Origin of the sequence: Anoxybacillus sp. EFIL (assembly GCF_013096955.1) — a bacterium.
GTDB lineage: Bacteria > Bacillota > Bacilli > Bacillales > Anoxybacillaceae > Anoxybacillus > Anoxybacillus ayderensis.
Map to the genome: position 1 here is coordinate 95699 of NZ_SDLH01000007.1, position 17984 is coordinate 113682.

Annotated in this window: 14 protein-coding genes; 4 read left to right on the top strand and 10 right to left on the bottom strand. The window is 43.4% G+C overall.

Going from position 1 to position 17984, the window contains the following annotated elements:
- Positions 1–62: 62 nt before the first annotated feature.
- The 4 genes from ES017_RS11410 to pstA all read left to right on the top strand — a co-directional run bounded on the left by ES017_RS11410 (position 63) and on the right by pstA (position 4589).
- Complete coding sequence (locus ES017_RS11410) at positions 63–1793, top strand: stalk domain-containing protein (RefSeq protein ID WP_021094562.1); 1731 nt, start codon at positions 63–65, stop codon at positions 1791–1793.
- 22 nt (positions 1794–1815) lie between these two features.
- Positions 1816–2691, top strand: a complete 876-nt coding sequence (locus ES017_RS11415; RefSeq protein ID WP_021094561.1) for a phosphate ABC transporter substrate-binding protein — start codon at positions 1816–1818, stop codon at positions 2689–2691.
- Positions 2692–2753: 62 nt separating this feature from the next.
- On the top strand, positions 2754–3674 hold the full coding sequence (gene pstC / locus ES017_RS11420) for a phosphate ABC transporter permease subunit PstC (protein ID WP_021094560.1): 921 nt from the start codon (positions 2754–2756) through the stop codon (positions 3672–3674).
- 3 nt (positions 3675–3677) lie between these two features.
- A complete protein-coding gene (gene pstA, locus ES017_RS11425; RefSeq protein ID WP_021094559.1) occupies positions 3678–4589 on the top strand; it encodes a phosphate ABC transporter permease PstA in 912 nt (303 codons plus the stop codon).
- A gap of 15 nt (positions 4590–4604) precedes the next feature.
- On the opposite strand, the gene qoxD is transcribed toward pstA, so the two are convergent.
- The 10 genes from qoxD to ES017_RS11475 all read right to left on the bottom strand — a co-directional run bounded on the left by qoxD (position 4605) and on the right by ES017_RS11475 (position 17976).
- The gene (gene qoxD / locus ES017_RS11430) at positions 4605–4904 is read right to left on the bottom strand and encodes a cytochrome aa3 quinol oxidase subunit IV (RefSeq protein ID WP_021094558.1); all 300 of its coding nucleotides are present in this window, start codon (positions 4902–4904) and stop codon (positions 4605–4607) included.
- Positions 4905–5510, bottom strand: coding sequence for a cytochrome aa3 quinol oxidase subunit III (gene qoxC / locus ES017_RS11435; protein WP_021094557.1), 606 nt, complete (start codon positions 5508–5510; stop codon positions 4905–4907).
- Positions 5500–7476, bottom strand: coding sequence for a cytochrome aa3 quinol oxidase subunit I (gene qoxB / locus ES017_RS11440; protein WP_021094556.1), 1977 nt, complete (start codon positions 7474–7476; stop codon positions 5500–5502). The genes qoxC and qoxB overlap by 11 nt, the downstream gene beginning before the upstream one ends.
- The gene (qoxA, locus tag ES017_RS11445) at positions 7466–8437 is read right to left on the bottom strand and encodes a cytochrome aa3 quinol oxidase subunit II (protein WP_171335082.1); all 972 of its coding nucleotides are present in this window, start codon (positions 8435–8437) and stop codon (positions 7466–7468) included. The genes qoxB and qoxA overlap by 11 nt, the downstream gene beginning before the upstream one ends.
- A 343-nt stretch (positions 8438–8780) precedes the next feature.
- Positions 8781–10130, bottom strand: a complete 1350-nt coding sequence (locus ES017_RS11450; protein WP_021094554.1) for an aldehyde dehydrogenase — start codon at positions 10128–10130, stop codon at positions 8781–8783.
- Positions 10123–10746, bottom strand: coding sequence for a PIN domain-containing protein (locus tag ES017_RS11455; RefSeq protein WP_042535619.1), 624 nt, complete (start codon positions 10744–10746; stop codon positions 10123–10125). The genes ES017_RS11450 and ES017_RS11455 overlap by 8 nt, the downstream gene beginning before the upstream one ends.
- The gene (locus ES017_RS11460; RefSeq protein ID WP_021094552.1) at positions 10730–11401 is read right to left on the bottom strand and encodes a helix-turn-helix domain-containing protein; all 672 of its coding nucleotides are present in this window, start codon (positions 11399–11401) and stop codon (positions 10730–10732) included. Before ES017_RS11460 ends, ES017_RS11455 begins: the two co-directional genes overlap by 17 nt.
- Positions 11402–11458: 57 nt before the next feature.
- Positions 11459–12700 carry a TIGR02679 family protein gene (locus tag ES017_RS11465; protein WP_042535617.1) on the bottom strand — a complete coding sequence of 414 codons (1242 nt, stop codon included), beginning with the start codon at positions 12698–12700 and terminating at the stop codon, positions 11459–11461.
- On the bottom strand, positions 12684–16820 hold the full coding sequence (locus tag ES017_RS11470) for a TIGR02680 family protein (protein WP_075039532.1): 4137 nt from the start codon (positions 16818–16820) through the stop codon (positions 12684–12686). Before ES017_RS11470 ends, ES017_RS11465 begins: the two co-directional genes overlap by 17 nt.
- Positions 16810–17976: a TIGR02678 family protein gene (locus tag ES017_RS11475; RefSeq protein WP_075039531.1), complete on the bottom strand. Its 1167-nt coding sequence runs from the start codon at positions 17974–17976 to the stop codon at positions 16810–16812. Before ES017_RS11475 ends, ES017_RS11470 begins: the two co-directional genes overlap by 11 nt.
- Between the last annotated feature and the right edge of the window lie 8 nt (positions 17977–17984).

The window sequence follows — 17984 nt, forward strand, 5'->3', positions numbered from 1 at the left end:
CTGCATTAATATTCACCTTTTATAATCAACGGTGTTGATATACAAACTTAGGAGGGAAAAGAATGTCCGTTAAGAAAGTGCTTGCACATACGCTGATCGCATCAGCTGTTCTTGCTTCTCCACTCGTTTCAACGACAACATGGAACGTGGAAGCAAAGGCTGTCGAAAAACAAACAATCCAAAAAACGAATTGGAGTGTTAACGGAACGGTTATGCCAATTTCCGCTACGACGATTTCTGGTGGAAATTGGATTATAGCTACTCCAGAGCTCGCTAAATTACTAGGAGCTACGTATTCTTATGACAAGAAGGCAAAAACATACAAACTGGCGAAAAAAGGAGCAGTTGTTCAAGTCAAAGCCAATGACAACGTTGCCGTCATCAATGGGAAAAAAGTAACGATGAACGTCGCACCTAAAATGGTAAACAACACGTTATACGTCCCAGCTGTAGCGATCGTTCAAGCGTTTGGCGGACAGTTGCAAACAGATGCGAGCCCTATTCTTCTTTCCACAAACGGAAAAGTTCAAACAAAAAAAGTGACCCTTTCAGTTGATGGACAAGCAACTCCATTCGACGCGATAGCGATCGGTCAAAAAACACTCTACTCTCTGTCTGATATGGCAAAAGCATTTGGTGTAGCGATGAATGTCGATGGGAAAACAAAAACAATCACTTTAAGTGGAAAAGGAAAAAAAGCTTCTTTCCTTCTTCATCAACAAGGCTCGTCGGTAGTCAAAGTAAACGGTAAGTTTTATGCTGACTTACGCGGTATGGTAACAAAATTAGGCGGTGAAATCGAGCACGGCAATCCATTATTTATCGCCACAAATGGATTTTTAAAAGGAACAAACTTTAACCCGCAATGGCTAAGCAATGAATACGTCATCGTCACAAACGAAAATGATGAGCCTGTATCGAAAATTGTGCACATTCCATCGCGTAAAGTGATCGCAACGCTCGAAAGCGGAGACCTTGCTTTATCTCCGGATAAGAAAAAAGGTGCATATGTAAATGATAATGGTCAATTGTTCATCGTCGACCTAGCAACAAAAAAAGCGATTCCTGTAGGCACGGATGACGATGTAAAAGTGGAACTTACATGGTCACCAGATAGTTCTATCATTTACTTCTTTAAAGGAAATAATAGCGATGTAATTGCTTCCATCAATGTTCAAACAGGTGAAGTGAAAAAAATTGTTGACGACAAAGTAAAATATAAATCCGACCTTCGTCTATCAAATGACGGTACAAAACTAATGTACACAGCCGCAAAAGAAGCAAAGGCAAACTATACAGATGATTCAAAAACAGAAATCGACTCAATTGATACAACTGGTACAGAGCCACAATTGTACGTTGTTGATTTAACGACAGCCGATAAAAAGCCAACAGCAGTAACAACAGATACAAACAATAAAACATTTTCTTTCTTCGCTGGTGATGCGATCGTTTATTTAAGCGCTAATCCAGACGATGAAGACGCGCTTCCTGTATTAAAGGCGATTGTTTCCGGTCAAGAGCAAAACATGGCGACAACTATGAATATCACATATGTCGCAACAAAAGGAAGTATCGTGTTCGTCTTAGTAGAAGAGAAAGATGGATCTTACTCAATCTATCGCGCCACAGCACCACAAGCACAATGGACGCGCATTTTTAACACAAAAACGACGATAACAGCAATTGCTCCTTCTCCATTCGGTAATGAAATTGCTGTAACGATTCCAACAGATGAAGGAGAAAAGATTGCTATCGTCATGAACAATAAATTAATTGATATTACAAAATAAATTTTGTAAGAGGTGAAAAGTGATGAATTTAAAATCATTTATTAAAAAGTTCTCTCTTGTCGCATTGTCTACTAGTTTGTTATTCGGTTCTTCTCTTGCTGTGACAGAAAAAACAGAAGCAGCTCAACAAAAAGGTAAAATCGTTATCGCCGGTTCGTCAGCATTACTCCCGTTAACACAACAAGCAGCGAAAGAATTTAAAAAAGCAAATCCGAAAGTAGCAGTTTCCGTATCTGGGACAGCATCTATCGTCGGACCTCAATCTGTTTCAAAAGGGTCAGCAACGATCGGAGCTTGTGACTGGGATGCAACAAAACCTGTACCTGGGTTTAATGCATTTAAAGGTTTAAACGCGTACCCAATTGCAATCATTCCGTTTGCAACAATCGTCCATAAAGACAATCCTGTCAAAAACTTAACTACAAAACAATTGCAAGACATTTTCGCTGGAAAGATTAAAAACTGGAAAGAAGTCGGCGGAAAAGATGAACCAATTATCGTTATCAACCGCGTGCACGGGTCAGGAACGCGCGTAAACTACCAACTTGGCGCCCTTAAGGGAGCTCCTTTTATGACACAAGGTGAAAATTATAAAGAAGTTCTTTCAAACGGAAATATGATTGAAGCTGTTCGTACAACGCCAAACGCAATTGGTTACACAGACCTTGCATACATTAAAGGCGATATTAAAGCAGTAGCATATAACGGTGTCGAGCCAACAGTACAAAACGTCATTAACGGGAAATATCCTGTTTGGGGTTACGGCTATTTGTTAACAAAAGGTCCTGCAACAGGAGCAAATAAAGCATTCATCGACTTTGTTCAAAGCAAAAAGTTCCAAGAAGGTTCGCTGAAAAAATTAAAGTTTATCCCAATTACAGCAATGAAAAAGAAATAAATGACTTACAGCCTCCTTCATGAGGGGGCTGTCTTTTATATGATAAACGAGGAGGAAACAACATGGCGTTACCTGCCGAACATGTTCGCATCCAACATGAACAAACGAAAACAAAACAATGGCGCACAAAGTATATGAAAAATAACGCCTTTCGTTACGCTTGTTTAGCAAGTGCACTTTCTTTAGGCGTCGCCCTCTTTTCGATCGTCATTTTTATTAGCCAAACAGGGTTTCTCGTGTTTAAAGATGTATCATGGAAAGAATTCTTTTTTTCAGCTACGTGGGAGCCTTTTGAAGAAAAATACGGAGCAGCTGTATTTATTCTCGGCACGTTGTACTTAACTTTTTTAACGTTAATAATATGTACACCTATTGCCCTAGCAATCGCCATTTTCATCGCTGAGATTGCACCAACCTGGTTAAAAAACATCATGCGCCCGATGCTAGACTTACTAGTCGGCATTCCTTCCATTGTGTACGGATTTTTAGGGTTAACGATTTTAATTCCATTCATTCGTGAAACGACAGGCACGCTCGTTGGTGATGGCTTTCTCGCTGCTGCTCTCGTATTAACGATGATGGTTTTACCGACTGTCACTCGCATTAGTGATGATGCCATTTGTGCGGTACCGCAACATTTGCGCGAGGCGGGCTACGCGCTTGGGAGCACGAAGCTTCAAGTCATTACACGCATCGTTCTTCCAGCTGCCCGACCAGGTATTTTAACAGCTATTATTTTAGGCATGACACGTGCAATCGGTGAAACGATGGCTGTTGTTATGGTTATCGGGAATACTGCACAGTTCGGTTGGGACTTGCTTACACCAACATCGGTGTTAACGAGCAACATTGTTATGCAAATTACAAACGTTCAATTTGACTCGACATGGAACTATGCACTATACATGATGGCATTTTTACTTTTATTCATTTCTCTCGTACTAATTATTATTATTCGCCAACTTCGTCCAAAGGGAGAGTAATCCATGAAAGATTCGTTGTTTCATAATCATCGGAAAACAATCGCCAGTGCGATTTATACAAACCGTCTGTTTCATATTTTTGTTACTATTATTACAGTCACGACATTTCTACTCATCATCGGATTATTGTATAACATTTTAGGAAAAGGTTTGCCGAAACTATCGCTCGATTTTCTCGTAAAATTACCTGATGAATTAGAAGCTGGCGGTGGGATCGGACCATTTTTATTCAACTCCTTTTACGTTCTCATTTTATCTCTCATTTTGTCGTTGCCAATTGGCATTGGAGCTGGCATTTTTCTTGCAGAATACGCACCGAACAACCGATTTACGGAGTTTGTGCGCACATCTGTCGAAAGCTTAGCATCCGTTCCTTCTATCGTTTTCGGTTTGTTTGGTTACGTATTGTTTGTTGAATATGTCGGCATCGGCTTAACGATCATTGGAGCTGCCATTACACTCGCGTTGCTAAACTTACCTGTGCTAGCTCGCGTCACAGAAGAAGCGATTCAAGCAGTGCCACAAGACATTCGTGAAGCATCTCTCGCGCTGGGAGCGACAAAATCACAGACGATATTAAAAGTTGTACTCCCGGCTGCATTAAATGGTATTTTAACTGGAATTAGCCTCGTTGCGTGTCGCGCCTTCGGTGAATCAGCCATCATTATTTTGGCAGGCGGAACATCGACATCAGGATTTATGTGGGATTTCAACTTGTTATCACAAGGCGGTACACTTCCTGTCCACTTATGGTATGTTCAATCAGAAGCGCTCGTACCAGATGCAAAAGAAATTGCTGAAAAGTCTGCGGCCATTCTTGTTCTTATCGTTTTAATGATCAGCTTTACTGTTCGTTTCCCACTTTGGATTCAAACGCTAATTACAAAAATAAAAGCAACCCCTCGCAAAAGCTAAGCGAGGGGGTTTGTTTTAATGCGCCGCATGTCCAGATGTTAACACCCAAATCGATCCTGCGACAATGACGATCGCAACGAACACCGCATATGCCATATTAATAACGTTCGTTTTTCCGTCTTCTCCTTCTGTGACGTGCATAAACATAAATAGTTGAAGTCCCGCTTGAATGACCGCGAGTGAACCGATGATCCACATGACGATCGTATATGATACGTTCATTTTCAATGCGACGAACACCGCGACAAACGTTAAAATAAGCGAAAAGAAAAACCCAACAACGTGGCTAACGGGATATTTGCTTTTATGTTCCATTTACCCCACCATCCCTTTTAAATAAACGAACGTAAAGATGAAAATCCAAACGACATCAAGGAAATGCCAATATAAACTAATGATAAACATTTTTCTTGCAGTCATTGGCGTCAACCCGCGTTGAAGGAGTTGTATAATGAGCATAATCGCCCAAATGATTCCGAACGTCACGTGGGCTCCGTGCGTGCCAAGCAGCACGAAAAAGCTCGATAAAAACGCGCTCGTCTGCATCGTCGCTCCTTCATGCACATAATGAATAAATTCGCGAATTTCCATGAATAAAAAGCCTGCCCCTAATAAAAGGGTGATAATAAACCAAATGAGCAGTTTTTTCATATCGCGTTGTCGCATGAAAAAGACAGCTAACCCACACGTGAAGCTACTCGTCAACAGCAACAACGTTTCAATAAGCACATCGTTCAGCTTAAAAATGTCGCTTGGTGTTGGGCCACCGGCATAGCGGTGACCTAATACACCGTAGACGGCAAACAACGTCGCAAATAGCACAATTTCTGCCCCGAGAAAAATCCAAAAACCTAAAATATTTAATCGGTTTTGTTCCGTTTGATATTCGAGTGGAAGCGAATGATTGACGTTAGCCGACATGATTTTCCGTCCCCCCTTCTACGTTTCTCCACGTACGTTCTGTTCGTTTAATCTCATCGACGCTGACATAATAGCCATCATTGTAATCAAACGAACGAATGACAAGCCCGATGACAATCCCAATCGCCGCAACAGCTGCTGCGATGTGCGCTTCAAAGACGAGGAAGAAACCTGTAATCCCAAACACGACCGCCATATAAAACGGCAAACCGGAGTTGCTCGGCATATGAATTTTTTTGATGTCGCTTTCTTTCAACGTCAGCGTTTCACCACGTTTTTTCATATGCCAAAACGCATCTAATTGCTTCACTTCTGGAACGACCGCAAAGTTATAAAATTGCACTGGCGATGCAGTCATCCATTCAAGCGTGCGCGCATCCCATGGATCGTGGGAAACATTGCGCTTCGCATAACGGAAGCTCCAATAAATGTTATAACAAAATACCGCAAAGCCGATCGCTAAAATAATGGAACCGATCGCAGATACGAGAAACAGCGGCGCAAATCCTGATTCTGCTGAATACGTATACGCGCGACGAACAGCCCCTTTTAAGCCAAGGAAAAACATCGGCATAAACGTGACGTTAAATCCGATCACGAACAACCAGAAGTGATATTTGCCAAGCTTTTCGTTTAACATAAAACCGAACATTTTTGGCCACCAATAATACAATCCTGCAAACACCGCAAACACAACGCCTGGAATTAATACGTAATGGAAGTGCGCGACTAAAAATAGCGTATTGTGATATTGATAGTCCGCAGCCGCCATCGCTAACATAACCCCTGTCACTCCGCCGATGACGAAGTTTGGCACGAAAGCGAGCGCCCATAACATGGCAGTTGTAAATTGAATGCGTCCTTTTCGCATCGTAAACAGCCAGTTAAAAATTTTCACCCCTGTCGGAACAGCGATAAGCATCGTTGTAATCGAGAAAAACGAGTTTACCGCAGGACCTGCATCCATCGTGTAAAAATGGTGCACCCATACGATCATACTTAAAAACGCAATACCAACGATCGAAACGACCATCGATGTGTATCCAAACAACGTTTTTCGTGAAAACGTCGCAATCACTTCTGAGAAAATACCGAACGCCGGCAAAATAACGATATACACTTCTGGGTGGCCCCAAAGCCAGAACAAGTTTGCCCAAAGCATATCGCTTCCGCCTGAAGAAAGCGTAAAGAAATGCGTTCCGTACAAACGGTCAAACGTCATTAACGCCAAAGCAACTGTAAAAATCGGAAACGCCGCCACGATAATGATTGACGTAATCAACGTCGTCCATGTAAACATAGGCATTTTCATCAACGTCATGCCTGGTGCACGCATTTTTAAAATCGTAACGATAAAGTTAATCCCGGTCATTAACGTCCCAAGACCTGCAATTTGCAGCGCAATGGCATAGTAGTTATTTCCAATTCCTGGACTAAACTCTTTTCCAGCAAGCGGGAAATACGACGTCCATCCTGCATCCGGCGAACCACCGACAACGAACGAAATGTTAAATAACATCGCCCCGCTAAAAAATAGCCAAAAGCTAAGTGCGTTCAACTGCGGAAACGCCACATCGCGCGCCCCAATTTGTAAAGGAACGACGACGTTCATTAAACCGATCAAAAACGGCATCGCCATAAACAAAATCATAATGACGCCATGTGTTGTAAAAATTTCATTGTAATGTTGCGCATCTAAAAAGTTCATTTCTGGGCGGGCCGTTTGCGCCTTCATTAACAATCCGTCAATTCCACCTCGGAAAAACATGAGTACACCTGATAAAATGTACATAATCCCAATTTTTTTATGGTCAACTGTCGTAAGCCATTCGCGCCATAACCAACCCCATTTTTTAAAGTACGTTAACCCAACGACAATCGCAACGACAGTCAATACAATCGCAATTTGTGAACCGACAAGAAGCGGGTCTCCTCCAACAAATATTTCATTCCACTTAATGCCCATGATGTTCACCTCCGCTATCACTCTCTAAAGCTTTTTGTTCCTCATCGTTACAAGTTGATGAGTTTTTATAGTTATCTTCACGAATAAAAATTTTCCCTTGATATCCATGTCCGCGATATAATTCTGGATTTGTGTACGTTTTCGAGTGCGGATCAGCATGGTTTACCCATTGTAAATGCGTATCGACAAACGTCAATCGTCCTAAATGTGTCGGCAACAACAATTGTTCATATTTTTCTTTTGTTAATTTCGGTGCCGTTTGTTTCACTTCTTGCACCCATTTTTCAAACTCTTTTGGCGTTTGCGCTAACACTTCAAACTGCATATGCGCATACCCGCGTCCGTTAAAGTTTGTATTCCGCCCTTCATACGAACCCGGACGATCTGCAACGACGTACAATTCCGTCTCCATTTTGTTCATCGTATATTTTTGTCCAGCTAGCGCCGGTACCCAAAACGACTGCATCGTGGACGCAGAAGTCATTTTAAATAACACAAGGCGATTGGCTGGGATATTGACGTAGTTTACCGTTTCAATATTTTGTTCAGGATAGCTGAAAATCCATTTCCAGTCTGCCGACGTCACATGAATGACGAGCGGTTTTTCGTTTTCGTACCCTTTCGGCGGTTTTTCTAAATCATATAACGTTCTCACTGTCGGAATCGTTAGCGCAATGACGATCAAAATCGGAATAACCGTCCATACAATTTCAAGCACTGTACTTCCGTGCTCTTCAGGTGGCTCCTCCCCTTGCCGTTCAGGGCGATCACGATATTTCCATACGATGTAAGCAAACAATGCAAATACAACGACAACAACGAGAAGCATCCACCAAATCGACCAGTTAATTAGTTCTGTAATGCTTCGTGCAGCTGGTCCTTGCGGCTGAAACACAACCATCTCACAGCCACCAAGAAGCGGAAGCAATCCCGCTATAACTAAGGCAAACAAACGCTTCATCTGTCTTCACCTCAACAAAATTGTGATTCATTGAACAAAGAAACAAATACAAAACGAACGAATTTAATTAGCTTTGTAGTATTAACACTATTGAAATGATTTTAACATGTATTGTAAAAATAATTGTGACGAAAAAAGGAAGGAAGAAAATGCATCGAGGAAAAATAAGCAGCAAATGGATTGACAAAAAGAAAAACACTTTTCTCAATCTCAAAAAATGAGCGAGAAAAGCGTTATCTTTTATATAATACATGGAAATAAAAAAAGAAATAGGTTTTTCACTCGAAAACTTGTCACATTTTCGTTAAAATTTTTTCGAAATTTGTTCAAAAATAAAATCGCTCTATTTCAACAACTTCCGTACCCACTTGAGCGCATTTGGAAAGTTTGGATAGCGCAACGGGATATCGAATTTCGTTGTTTGTTTTAACACGCTTTTGTAGTGAGTGAACGCATCAAAGCTTGCTTTTCCGTGATATGCACCGATGCCACTTTGTCCAACACCACCAAACGGTAAATGAGGATTGGCAACATGCATAACCGTATCGTTTATACATCCACCACCGAAATGAACTTGCTGTAATATTTGTTGTTGTACGTCGCGATCTTCGGTAAACAAATAAAGCGCAAGCGGCTTTTCATAGTCGTTAATCATTTGAATGGCTTCATCAATCGTCTCAAACGTGAGAATGGGCAAGATAGGGCCGAAAATTTCTTCTTGCATCACGTCATCATCCCATGTTATATCATCAAGCAATGTCGGTTCAATCCAACGTTGCTCAATGTCGTATGCTCCACCGTGTACAACTGTACCGTTTGCTAAGAAGCGAACGAGCCGTTCTGTATGCCGCACCGTCACTATACGACTGTACGTATTTTTATCACTGTACAATTGCTCAATATACCGCTTCATTCGCTCAATAAGCAACGATTTAACAGACGCATGCACGAGCACATAATCAGGCGCAATGCACGTTTGCCCAGCATTTAAAAACTTCCCCCATACGATCCGCTTGGCAGCTAAGTCGAGATGGGCAGAAGCATCGACGATCGCTGGACTTTTCCCACCAAGTTCTAATGTGACAGGCGTCAAATGTTTTGCAGCAGCAGCCATCACCATTTTCCCTACCGGCACACTTCCCGTGAAAAAAATATGATCAAAAGGCAAGTGAAGTAGTTTTTGACTAACGTCTACACCTCCCTCTACCACAGCAACATATTCCTCTGAAAACGCCTCAGAAACAATCGTTTTCAGCAAAGACGACGTCTCTGGTGTATATTCAGATGGCTTGACAATCGCACAATTTCCTGCGGCGATCGCTCCGATTAACGGACTGATCGCGAGCTGAAATGGATAATTCCATGGCGCAATAATTAAACTGACACCGTATGGATCTGGATATATGTAACTTTTTGAACCAAAGTGTGTCAATGGCGTCGGTACACGTTGCGGCTTCATCCAATCGCTTAGACGTTTCATTACAAACCGAATCTCTTCATAAACGATGCCAATTTCCGTCGTATACGCTTCAAACGGGGATTTATGCAGCTCTTTCGCCAATGTATCGATAATCGTTTGTTCATGTGCTTGAATCGTTTCTTTCAAACGCGCAAGCTGCGCAAGCCGAAAAGACAACGAAAGCGTCGCCCCTGTGCGAAAATACCGCTTCTGTTTTTGCACAATCTCATTCATTACTTTCCCTCTCTTTAAATACATATTCCATATCAGATAAATACCTATAAAACTCCCTCGGATGAATGCGCTTAATCGATCCAATCTGGGCTGGAAATCGCCGATAATTTGTCGTAAGTATGTAATCACATTCCTCTTGAATAGCTGTTATCCAAACATGAAAGTCTTCTTGATCAAAACGATAAAGTGGCTCAGACATTTCTTGCGAAGTAATAATCTGCTTAGCAGTTTCGTGATCACATCCGCTTAACTCGACCAATACTTCTCCAATCGGACGATTCTCTCGCATGATTGTTTCAACACTATACCGACCAACTAGGCTATTGACAGGAAGGTTTGTATAGTACCGAAAGATTGGACATAAAAATTCGTTTAAAAATGCTTCGATTTCTTGCAGAGTGTATATAACCATCTTATCTCCTTTTCCAATTCCTTGGAAAGCATTTCTAACAAACTCAAATAAACAAACACGTGATATGACTGGCTGAAAGAAGTGTGGGAAACGAGCCGCTTTAACAATCTTTCGGTTGATTCCATCGACTCGCAACGCACCGCATAAAACGGTCGTATCGATCAATACTTTAGGGGGACGCAGGGAATCATAGATTAAATTCATCTACATCCCCTGCCTCTTGGTTCTTTCTATCGATTTGGTGTAGGATTTGCTCTGCACGGTCATCTTGTTCTGGCGTTGTAACAAAAATGTCTTGTGGAATTCTCCAATGACCTCCATCTGTTTTATATGCCCCCGGGAATTTTCCAGTTTCACACATTCGCCGAATCGTTTGGTCACTTAACCCGAGCTTTTTCGCTACTTCAGTCGTCGTGTAATAAGCGACGTTAGTTTGTCTAGATGGAAATGAAGCGATAGAGGTTGGTAGCTGGCAGTTTTTCATTGAGCATTTATTGTTCTTAGCACTTTCATTTAACAGGGAAACAAGCAATTTTTTGCGAACAGTCAGCGAATCCCCTTCCGCTATTTCGGACAGCTGTTCAATATAATCCACTAAATATTCATACGCCTTCTCCTGTTCTTTCGTTGTATAAGCCTCTCGCATTTTCTTTTCGATGTCCCGAAGCCGAGAAAGGTGCTCTTCATTTGGCAATGAGAATCGAATCGTTGAAAAAACAGGGAGTGTAAGCCCTAGTTGCCAAAAAGATTTTTCAATTGCTGCTTTAAATACAGCTTTCGCCTTTTCGCTATGAATTTGCGAAAGAATGTACACACTATCCCACATATATTCTTGCTCTCGGTCGATGGCACGTGTCACTTTTCACACCTCCTGTTAAAATTATTTTACTACCGAAAAACAAATAAAATCAACAATTCAAACAAAATCAACATTTCTCTTTATCTCCTTCCTCAACGCTTCCACAAGCGCCTCTTGGTATCCTGCTTTTTTCCGCCGCAACATTTCTTGTTTTACTGGCTGCAAGTCATGAAGCGTCACCGATTGCAATTTCGCTAACCGCTCATCTGGTAGCGGAACGGTCGGTTTTGTCGCCAAATAATCCAATCGATCGTAATGCCAAAGCCGAACAGAGGAACCGTACCGCTCGACAAGGCGCTGCGCCATTTTTAATCCTTCTGGGTCAAAATCGCCCGAATAATACAGAGCGACCCCTTCTTTGACAAGCAAATCAAGCAGCCATATCGTTGCTAAGTTGAGCTGGCCGTTGGTGCTAATGAGTGGTACGTTCGTATCTAATAACGTCGAAAACACGCCGGCATTTTCAACGATAAAGACAATGTTGCCAATGGACGGATACGCTCGTGTCAACGGCATCACTTCCCGAAGCGGCACATTTAGCGCCGTATTCGTTTCGCATGCAGCAGCGAACACAGGATGGCGACCCTCCTTTTCTGCCATCACGCCAGCGCACGTGACAAAGTTCAGCACATCTTCCCGCAATAACCGATACGACTGCAATAATTCGTTCACGTCTTCGACCGACGACAAGTCGTATTTGGTGTCCGCATAAAATTGCAGCGCCGAAAGCAGTAGCTTCCCTGCAAGCGTATGCAAATCAAATGCATGCGGGTCGTTCGCCACTTTTTGTGCAAACATAGGAAGACGGACATACGTGGATGGAAGCTGTTCAAGCGCGCGGCAAACGGCGGAAATGGCTGCTTCTAGCGCTTGAGGATTTTGTTGATAGGCTAGTTGCACCACTCGTTGGTTCGCCATCTCCATCAGCCAATCGCGCTGTGGTCGATACGTATGTATCAACCGCGTAAAATATGCTTCTTTTTCTTGCTCTGCTTGTTGTTGTTGCTCTTTTTTTGTTACGAGCGGCTCGCCAAAATAGCTTGACAGTAGTTCCACAAGAGAAATACCGGCAAACTTTGTATTGGCAAGCTGTTGTTCAAATGCTGCAAGCGATACACGGCTCATTTCTTTGCCAAAAAAAGACGCAATCGCATCTTTTTCTTCCATTGAAAAAGATGCAACGGAAATCGTGCCGCCAATGCGGCCAAGCGATTCGTATTTCTTTTTCATCTCGCAAAAAAGGCGGTGAAACGAACGTTCACCGCGAAAAAATTGCACCGCTTCATCTAATCGGTTCAATGAGCTCACCCTTTCTTGCTTCAGTGACAAGCTGCTTTACTTTTCCGTTCCAATAATAGCGAATGACGGTCACGAACGACGCGTTTTTCGGACGAACGAGTTCGCAAATCGATAATGATGGGACGGTGTCATAGTCGCCCCAGAGCGCTTGCGAGTTCATCACATAGTTAAATCCAAGCTGTTCGACAAGCCCGAACATATTGCGAATGTTATTTTCATCTACCCCTGCGAACGCTTCATCGAGTGAAATAATGTACGGTGCATCTTCTGCCGCTTCTTGATAACGCGAATACGTTGCGGCAAAGAGCGGAATATACATCGCCATCGCTTTTTCCCCGCCGCTAAATTGATAGAAACGTTGGTTCGTCAACTCCCGCTTTGGCTCGTTCGTCTTTTGGTAATAAAGAGTGAACGAAAACCATTTCCGATAGTCCAACACTTCTTTAATAATTTGGTGGAGCGTATTGCCTTGGCCGCGCTCTTCTAGCAGTTCACGTGCACGGTTAATTTTCGAGCGGAAATGTTTCGTCACCCGCTGCAAATCTTCCTCTTTTAATAACCTTGAATTCATCCGCAACAACTCGACAAGCTCTTTCGTATCCATCTCTTCTTCCGTTTCCGCAGTGCGCGGCTTCCATTGAATAAACAACACAAGACCGGAAGACGTATCGAGCTGCTGCATTAAGTCATTCATATCTTTTACCCAACGCTCCGCTCGTTGGATGCGGCTGCGCAAAATCCGCCCAATCGTTTTTAAAATAATTTCTTCGTACAATTCACGGTCTTGTTCTTTCATGTATTCACGCTGCAAGAAAATATCATGCTCGATTTCGTTCCATACGTAAAACGGCGATACGCGCTGCCCTTTATAATCAAGCAAAAGGACGATTCGGTCTTGCTTTTCTCTCCACCCAGCGACCTTTAATTCCATTTCTTCGTCTAGCTCGATCTCCGCAAATGGACTCGCTTCCTCTACGACAACTGGCTCTTGGCTAAGCCGGTATTCCGTCAAATTCGCTGACTCTTGGAAAAAGACGCTATTTAACCGGTTCACAAGCGACGTTCGCGTTTCCTTAAGCTGTGCTCCATATCGCTCAATCGCTTCTTTTGCTTGTTCAACCGCATCTTGTGCGTGAAGTTCAACAAGTTCGAGGGCGACCTCTCGCTCAAACGACCGCCTCCACGCCCCTGCCAATCGTTTAGCGAATGCTTCTTTCCCTTCTAGCTGTTCGCGTTTCTCACGGATAGCTTTGAGCTGATGCTCTAGTGCGATACGCTCATTTGTTTTCGCTGGCATTTCCTTCTGCAAAAACGCCAATCGGGCGCGGACGCGCTGAATTTCTGCTTGCACTTCTTCCGCCCCCATCAGCTGCATCGTTCGCTCGATTTCTTGCCGCTTCAAATCAAGTTTTTGCTGTTCGTTTGCTAGTACATTTCGTTCACCCTTGATGTCATCGATTTCTTGTTGCAATGTTCCCACTTGCTCGGTGAGACGCTCGATCATCTCAAATAAATGAACAAATGATTGGTGGGTCAATTGAAGTTCATGCAAACGCCGCATATACGATTTCATCAAAAGAAGCGACTGTTCATAGCCATCTTTGGAAAATTCTATATCGAGCCCTTCCGTTTGTTCACGGAGCGTTTGTTTGAGTTGTTGCCAATTGCGGGCAAGCTGTGCTAGTTTTTCGTTTTTCTTTTCCCATTCTTGTTGTTTACTAAACATCGTGCGTTTCGTTTTTTCTCGCTCTTCAAAGGCTGCGCGCATGTCACGATCGGTTGGAAAGGAGCGAAACCAATTTTTCATTTGCTCAATCGCCTCGTCCAGCTGGCGGAACATTTCGGTTTGTTCGTAAAGATGGGCACGAAGTTCAGCTAGCTCCGCTTCAAGTGCGGCGATTTTTTCTAACCGCCAACGTTTGCGGGCTGTTCGGCCAATAAATAGCGCTTTTTCTCGCATCGGTGCATGCCCTTTGACTAATCCGAGCGTATAATGTCCTGCTTCATTGAGCACAAACGCTCCATCCATTTCTCTGTCAGAAAGCACAATGCTTTGGAGCACTTCTTCGATGCGCGTTTTCGACACCTGACACGCTTCATCTACGTCCGGTTGTAAGTAGTCTGCCAACGTATGCGCCATTTCGACAGGACGTGGGAAAAGTACACGGTCACAACTTACTTCAACATCGGTTTCTGTAATTAACGCATCAAGCAGCCCTGCGTGGTACAGCGCCGATTCGATCCGCTCCCGAAGCGGTTCTGGCACATGGTCTTGAAATTCCACCCCTGCATAAAATGGGACAAAAGCAACGCCTTTTTTGTCTAACTCCGCCCGCGCTGCCAACGTTTGTTCATCGCGCGCTAGTTCTGGGTCTTTTTGCATTTTCCATTGGTTCCATTCCGCTTCTTTTGCGGCAATCTTCTCTTCTAGTAACGTGCACGCATGTTTTTGCGCCATTTTTTCTTCGTTTTTTCGATTGAGCGCTTCGTAATACGCTTCCGTAAACGGCTGCTTCATCTCGTCGATATGATACGTTTCGTATAGTTCATGAAGGCGCTGCAAAAATAGTTGGACAGATGTTTCTTGCACGGAAACGTCTTGGCATTGCTCGAGCCAGCGAAATACTTCTTGTTGGAACCGCGATTTTTCGTTTTCTAACAGCTCGAGCCATTTCGCTTCTTCGTGGCGCAATTCGTCGACTTCCCGCTGCAGGTCGCCTACTTCTTTACTCGTCTCTTCATAGCGCGCCTTTATCTCATCATGGCGGCGCCAAAGGGTGAGAATTTGTTCTAGCTTCTCAACATATCCCTGCCCCTCACGCTTCCATACAGTAAAATCAAATGGCGTTTGGCGGTGGCGGGAAAAATCCGCTTCATTGAGGTCGTGGGCAGAAAAGGAGCTTTCTAGCGCATCGTGGCGCAAATCTTCTAGCTGCCCATCGAGTTGTTTTTCTGTTTCGTACAGCTTATCATTCGTTTCTTCAAGCTGGCGTTTGTAGCGGCGTTCGATTTGTTCTTTTTCATCGATTTGTCGCAATAGCTTTTGTTGCTTTTCTTTCACGTTTTGGATTTCTCGTTGGATGCGTTCATATTGTTGCGCCGCTTGGAACACTTCGTGGCTTGCGAGTTCTAATTCCCGTTGATGCAATACGTCCTGCTCGTTTGCAAGCGTCTGAATGTATTCGCTTAAATCCACAAGGTGCGCTTCTGTTTCTGCTTCTTCCGTAAGCCATTGCTTCCCTTCTTCGGCTAGACGCTTCATCTGTTTTTCTGCCTTTAGCCATTCGCTCGCTTTTTCCGCTATCATATACTCGTTATACGCCCGATATTGCCCACAAAGCCGCTTTAACGACTGCTCATCCCGCTCGAGCTGCTCTAGTTGTTGCTTTGTTTGATCCATATTTTCAATCGTTTCCGATAAATGGCGCAATTCGTCGTCCGTCAACGCCGGAAGCGAGCTTTCTAAAATTTCATAAATGACGGTCGGCTTAAAATCTTTTGATAGCTTCGGGCTACGTAATTGAATCAATAGCTCAATTAACTCTTGAAACGCCTCCATTGATTCAAAACGGAAGACGTGCTTATTGACGAGTTCCATATATTCTTTTTGGGAATCCACGACCGTTCCACCGTTGCCAAGCAAATTGGCTAACTCGCGTTTCGTGAGCGGGATTTTTTCCGTTCCGTTCGCTGATTTTTCCGTTTTATATAAAAATACATCACGGCCGATGCGGCGGTTATCAAAAATGACGAACCCCCAAAAATCCATGTTTTTTTGCCGCTTTGCCCGCAATCCGATTCCCGTTGTCACATATTGCTCCGTCTGCTTTCGTTTATATTCTAAAAACAAATAGCCTGTCCGCTCATCGCGATCGACAATTTCTTTTTCACCAAGCAAGTAATCTTCCATTCTCCGTGCCCGAGAACCGAACGGATCCAGCCGATCTGGCGTTTTTTTCCCGTCCAATAAGACAGGAAGCAAGCTTTGCATCGTCACTGACTTCCCAGAACCGTTCGTTCCGCGAAGCAACAACTTACCGTCGGCAAACTCAAAATATTGCTCATCGTAATACCAAAAATTAATCAATCCTGCGCGATGAAGCACCCATTTATTCGTCATCATCGTCTCTTCCTTTCATTAGAAAATCGTCCGGATATCGACCGACAAGCCGTCCAAGTAGCGGATAAAGAGTCACCATGCCCGTTTCCTGTTCATGCTCCGCCATTTTCCATTCTTTTAAAGCAGAGAGCAGTTCAGATGAAAGTTGTGCCAATGTCATTTCTCGATACGTTTTGCTCCAGCCTTCGCCGTATTGCTCCATACACCGGTTCAGCAACTGATGAAACTCCGGCATCGTGACACGAATTTGCCCGTATTCATCTGGCGGATAGTTGTCCAAGTGAGCGCGCACAACGGCGGCAAAGTGAAGAATGATATCCGATATTCCTTTTTGGTTAGGAAACAATGTATACACATGTTGCCGTTCTGAAATCGTCAGCAACGCTGCGTTTTTATATAGCTCATAGCGAAAATCGGTATGCGCTTCGATGTCGTCACGCAACCGATGGCGGAAGTTGCGCAAATAATAAAAGTTTGGGTCGTCTTTTTGCCGACGATACACGACAGGCGATAAAAAGAGCTGCCGATAAATAAAGTGGCGGCGGTAGTCGTCGGGCGCTGCTTTCCATTCTTCTTCTAACAGTTGCTCGATCGTTTCATATTGAATAAAATCTTTCGGATATGACCGCATAAAATAGCGAGACAATACAGGGACTTCATATAATGCTTCTTCGTCTTCTTGATTGGCAAACGCCTCGAGTTCTCCGTCGACGTGATGTACAATTCCGATTTGCTCGGCTGTTTTCAACACGCGAATAAGGGCGCGCCGATGTTGATAGTTCGTCCAATCAAGCGCTGTTTCGCCTGGGTACATCGCTTTTATTTCTTCGCATACGTCAGACAATAAAAATTTTTCTTCGACCGCTTTTCCTTCTAAATATGCTAATAAGCAACAAAACAATGCGTAATCGAGCGGTTCTTGAAACGACTCAATGCCCATCCATGCTTCTGGCTCCGCTGGTATCTTTTCGAGCTTAGCAAAGTAGCGGTGAATAATTAACCGATAGCCAAATTTCTCTTGCACATACCGCTTTAATACTTTTTCGCGTTCGCGTATTTTTTGAAAAAGCTCCGGCTCTTTTTCCCGAACAATCCAAAAATGTTCAAACAATGCCGTTAACGCTTCTTTCGCTTTCTCATCAAACTCTTTTTCCATTCTTTCTC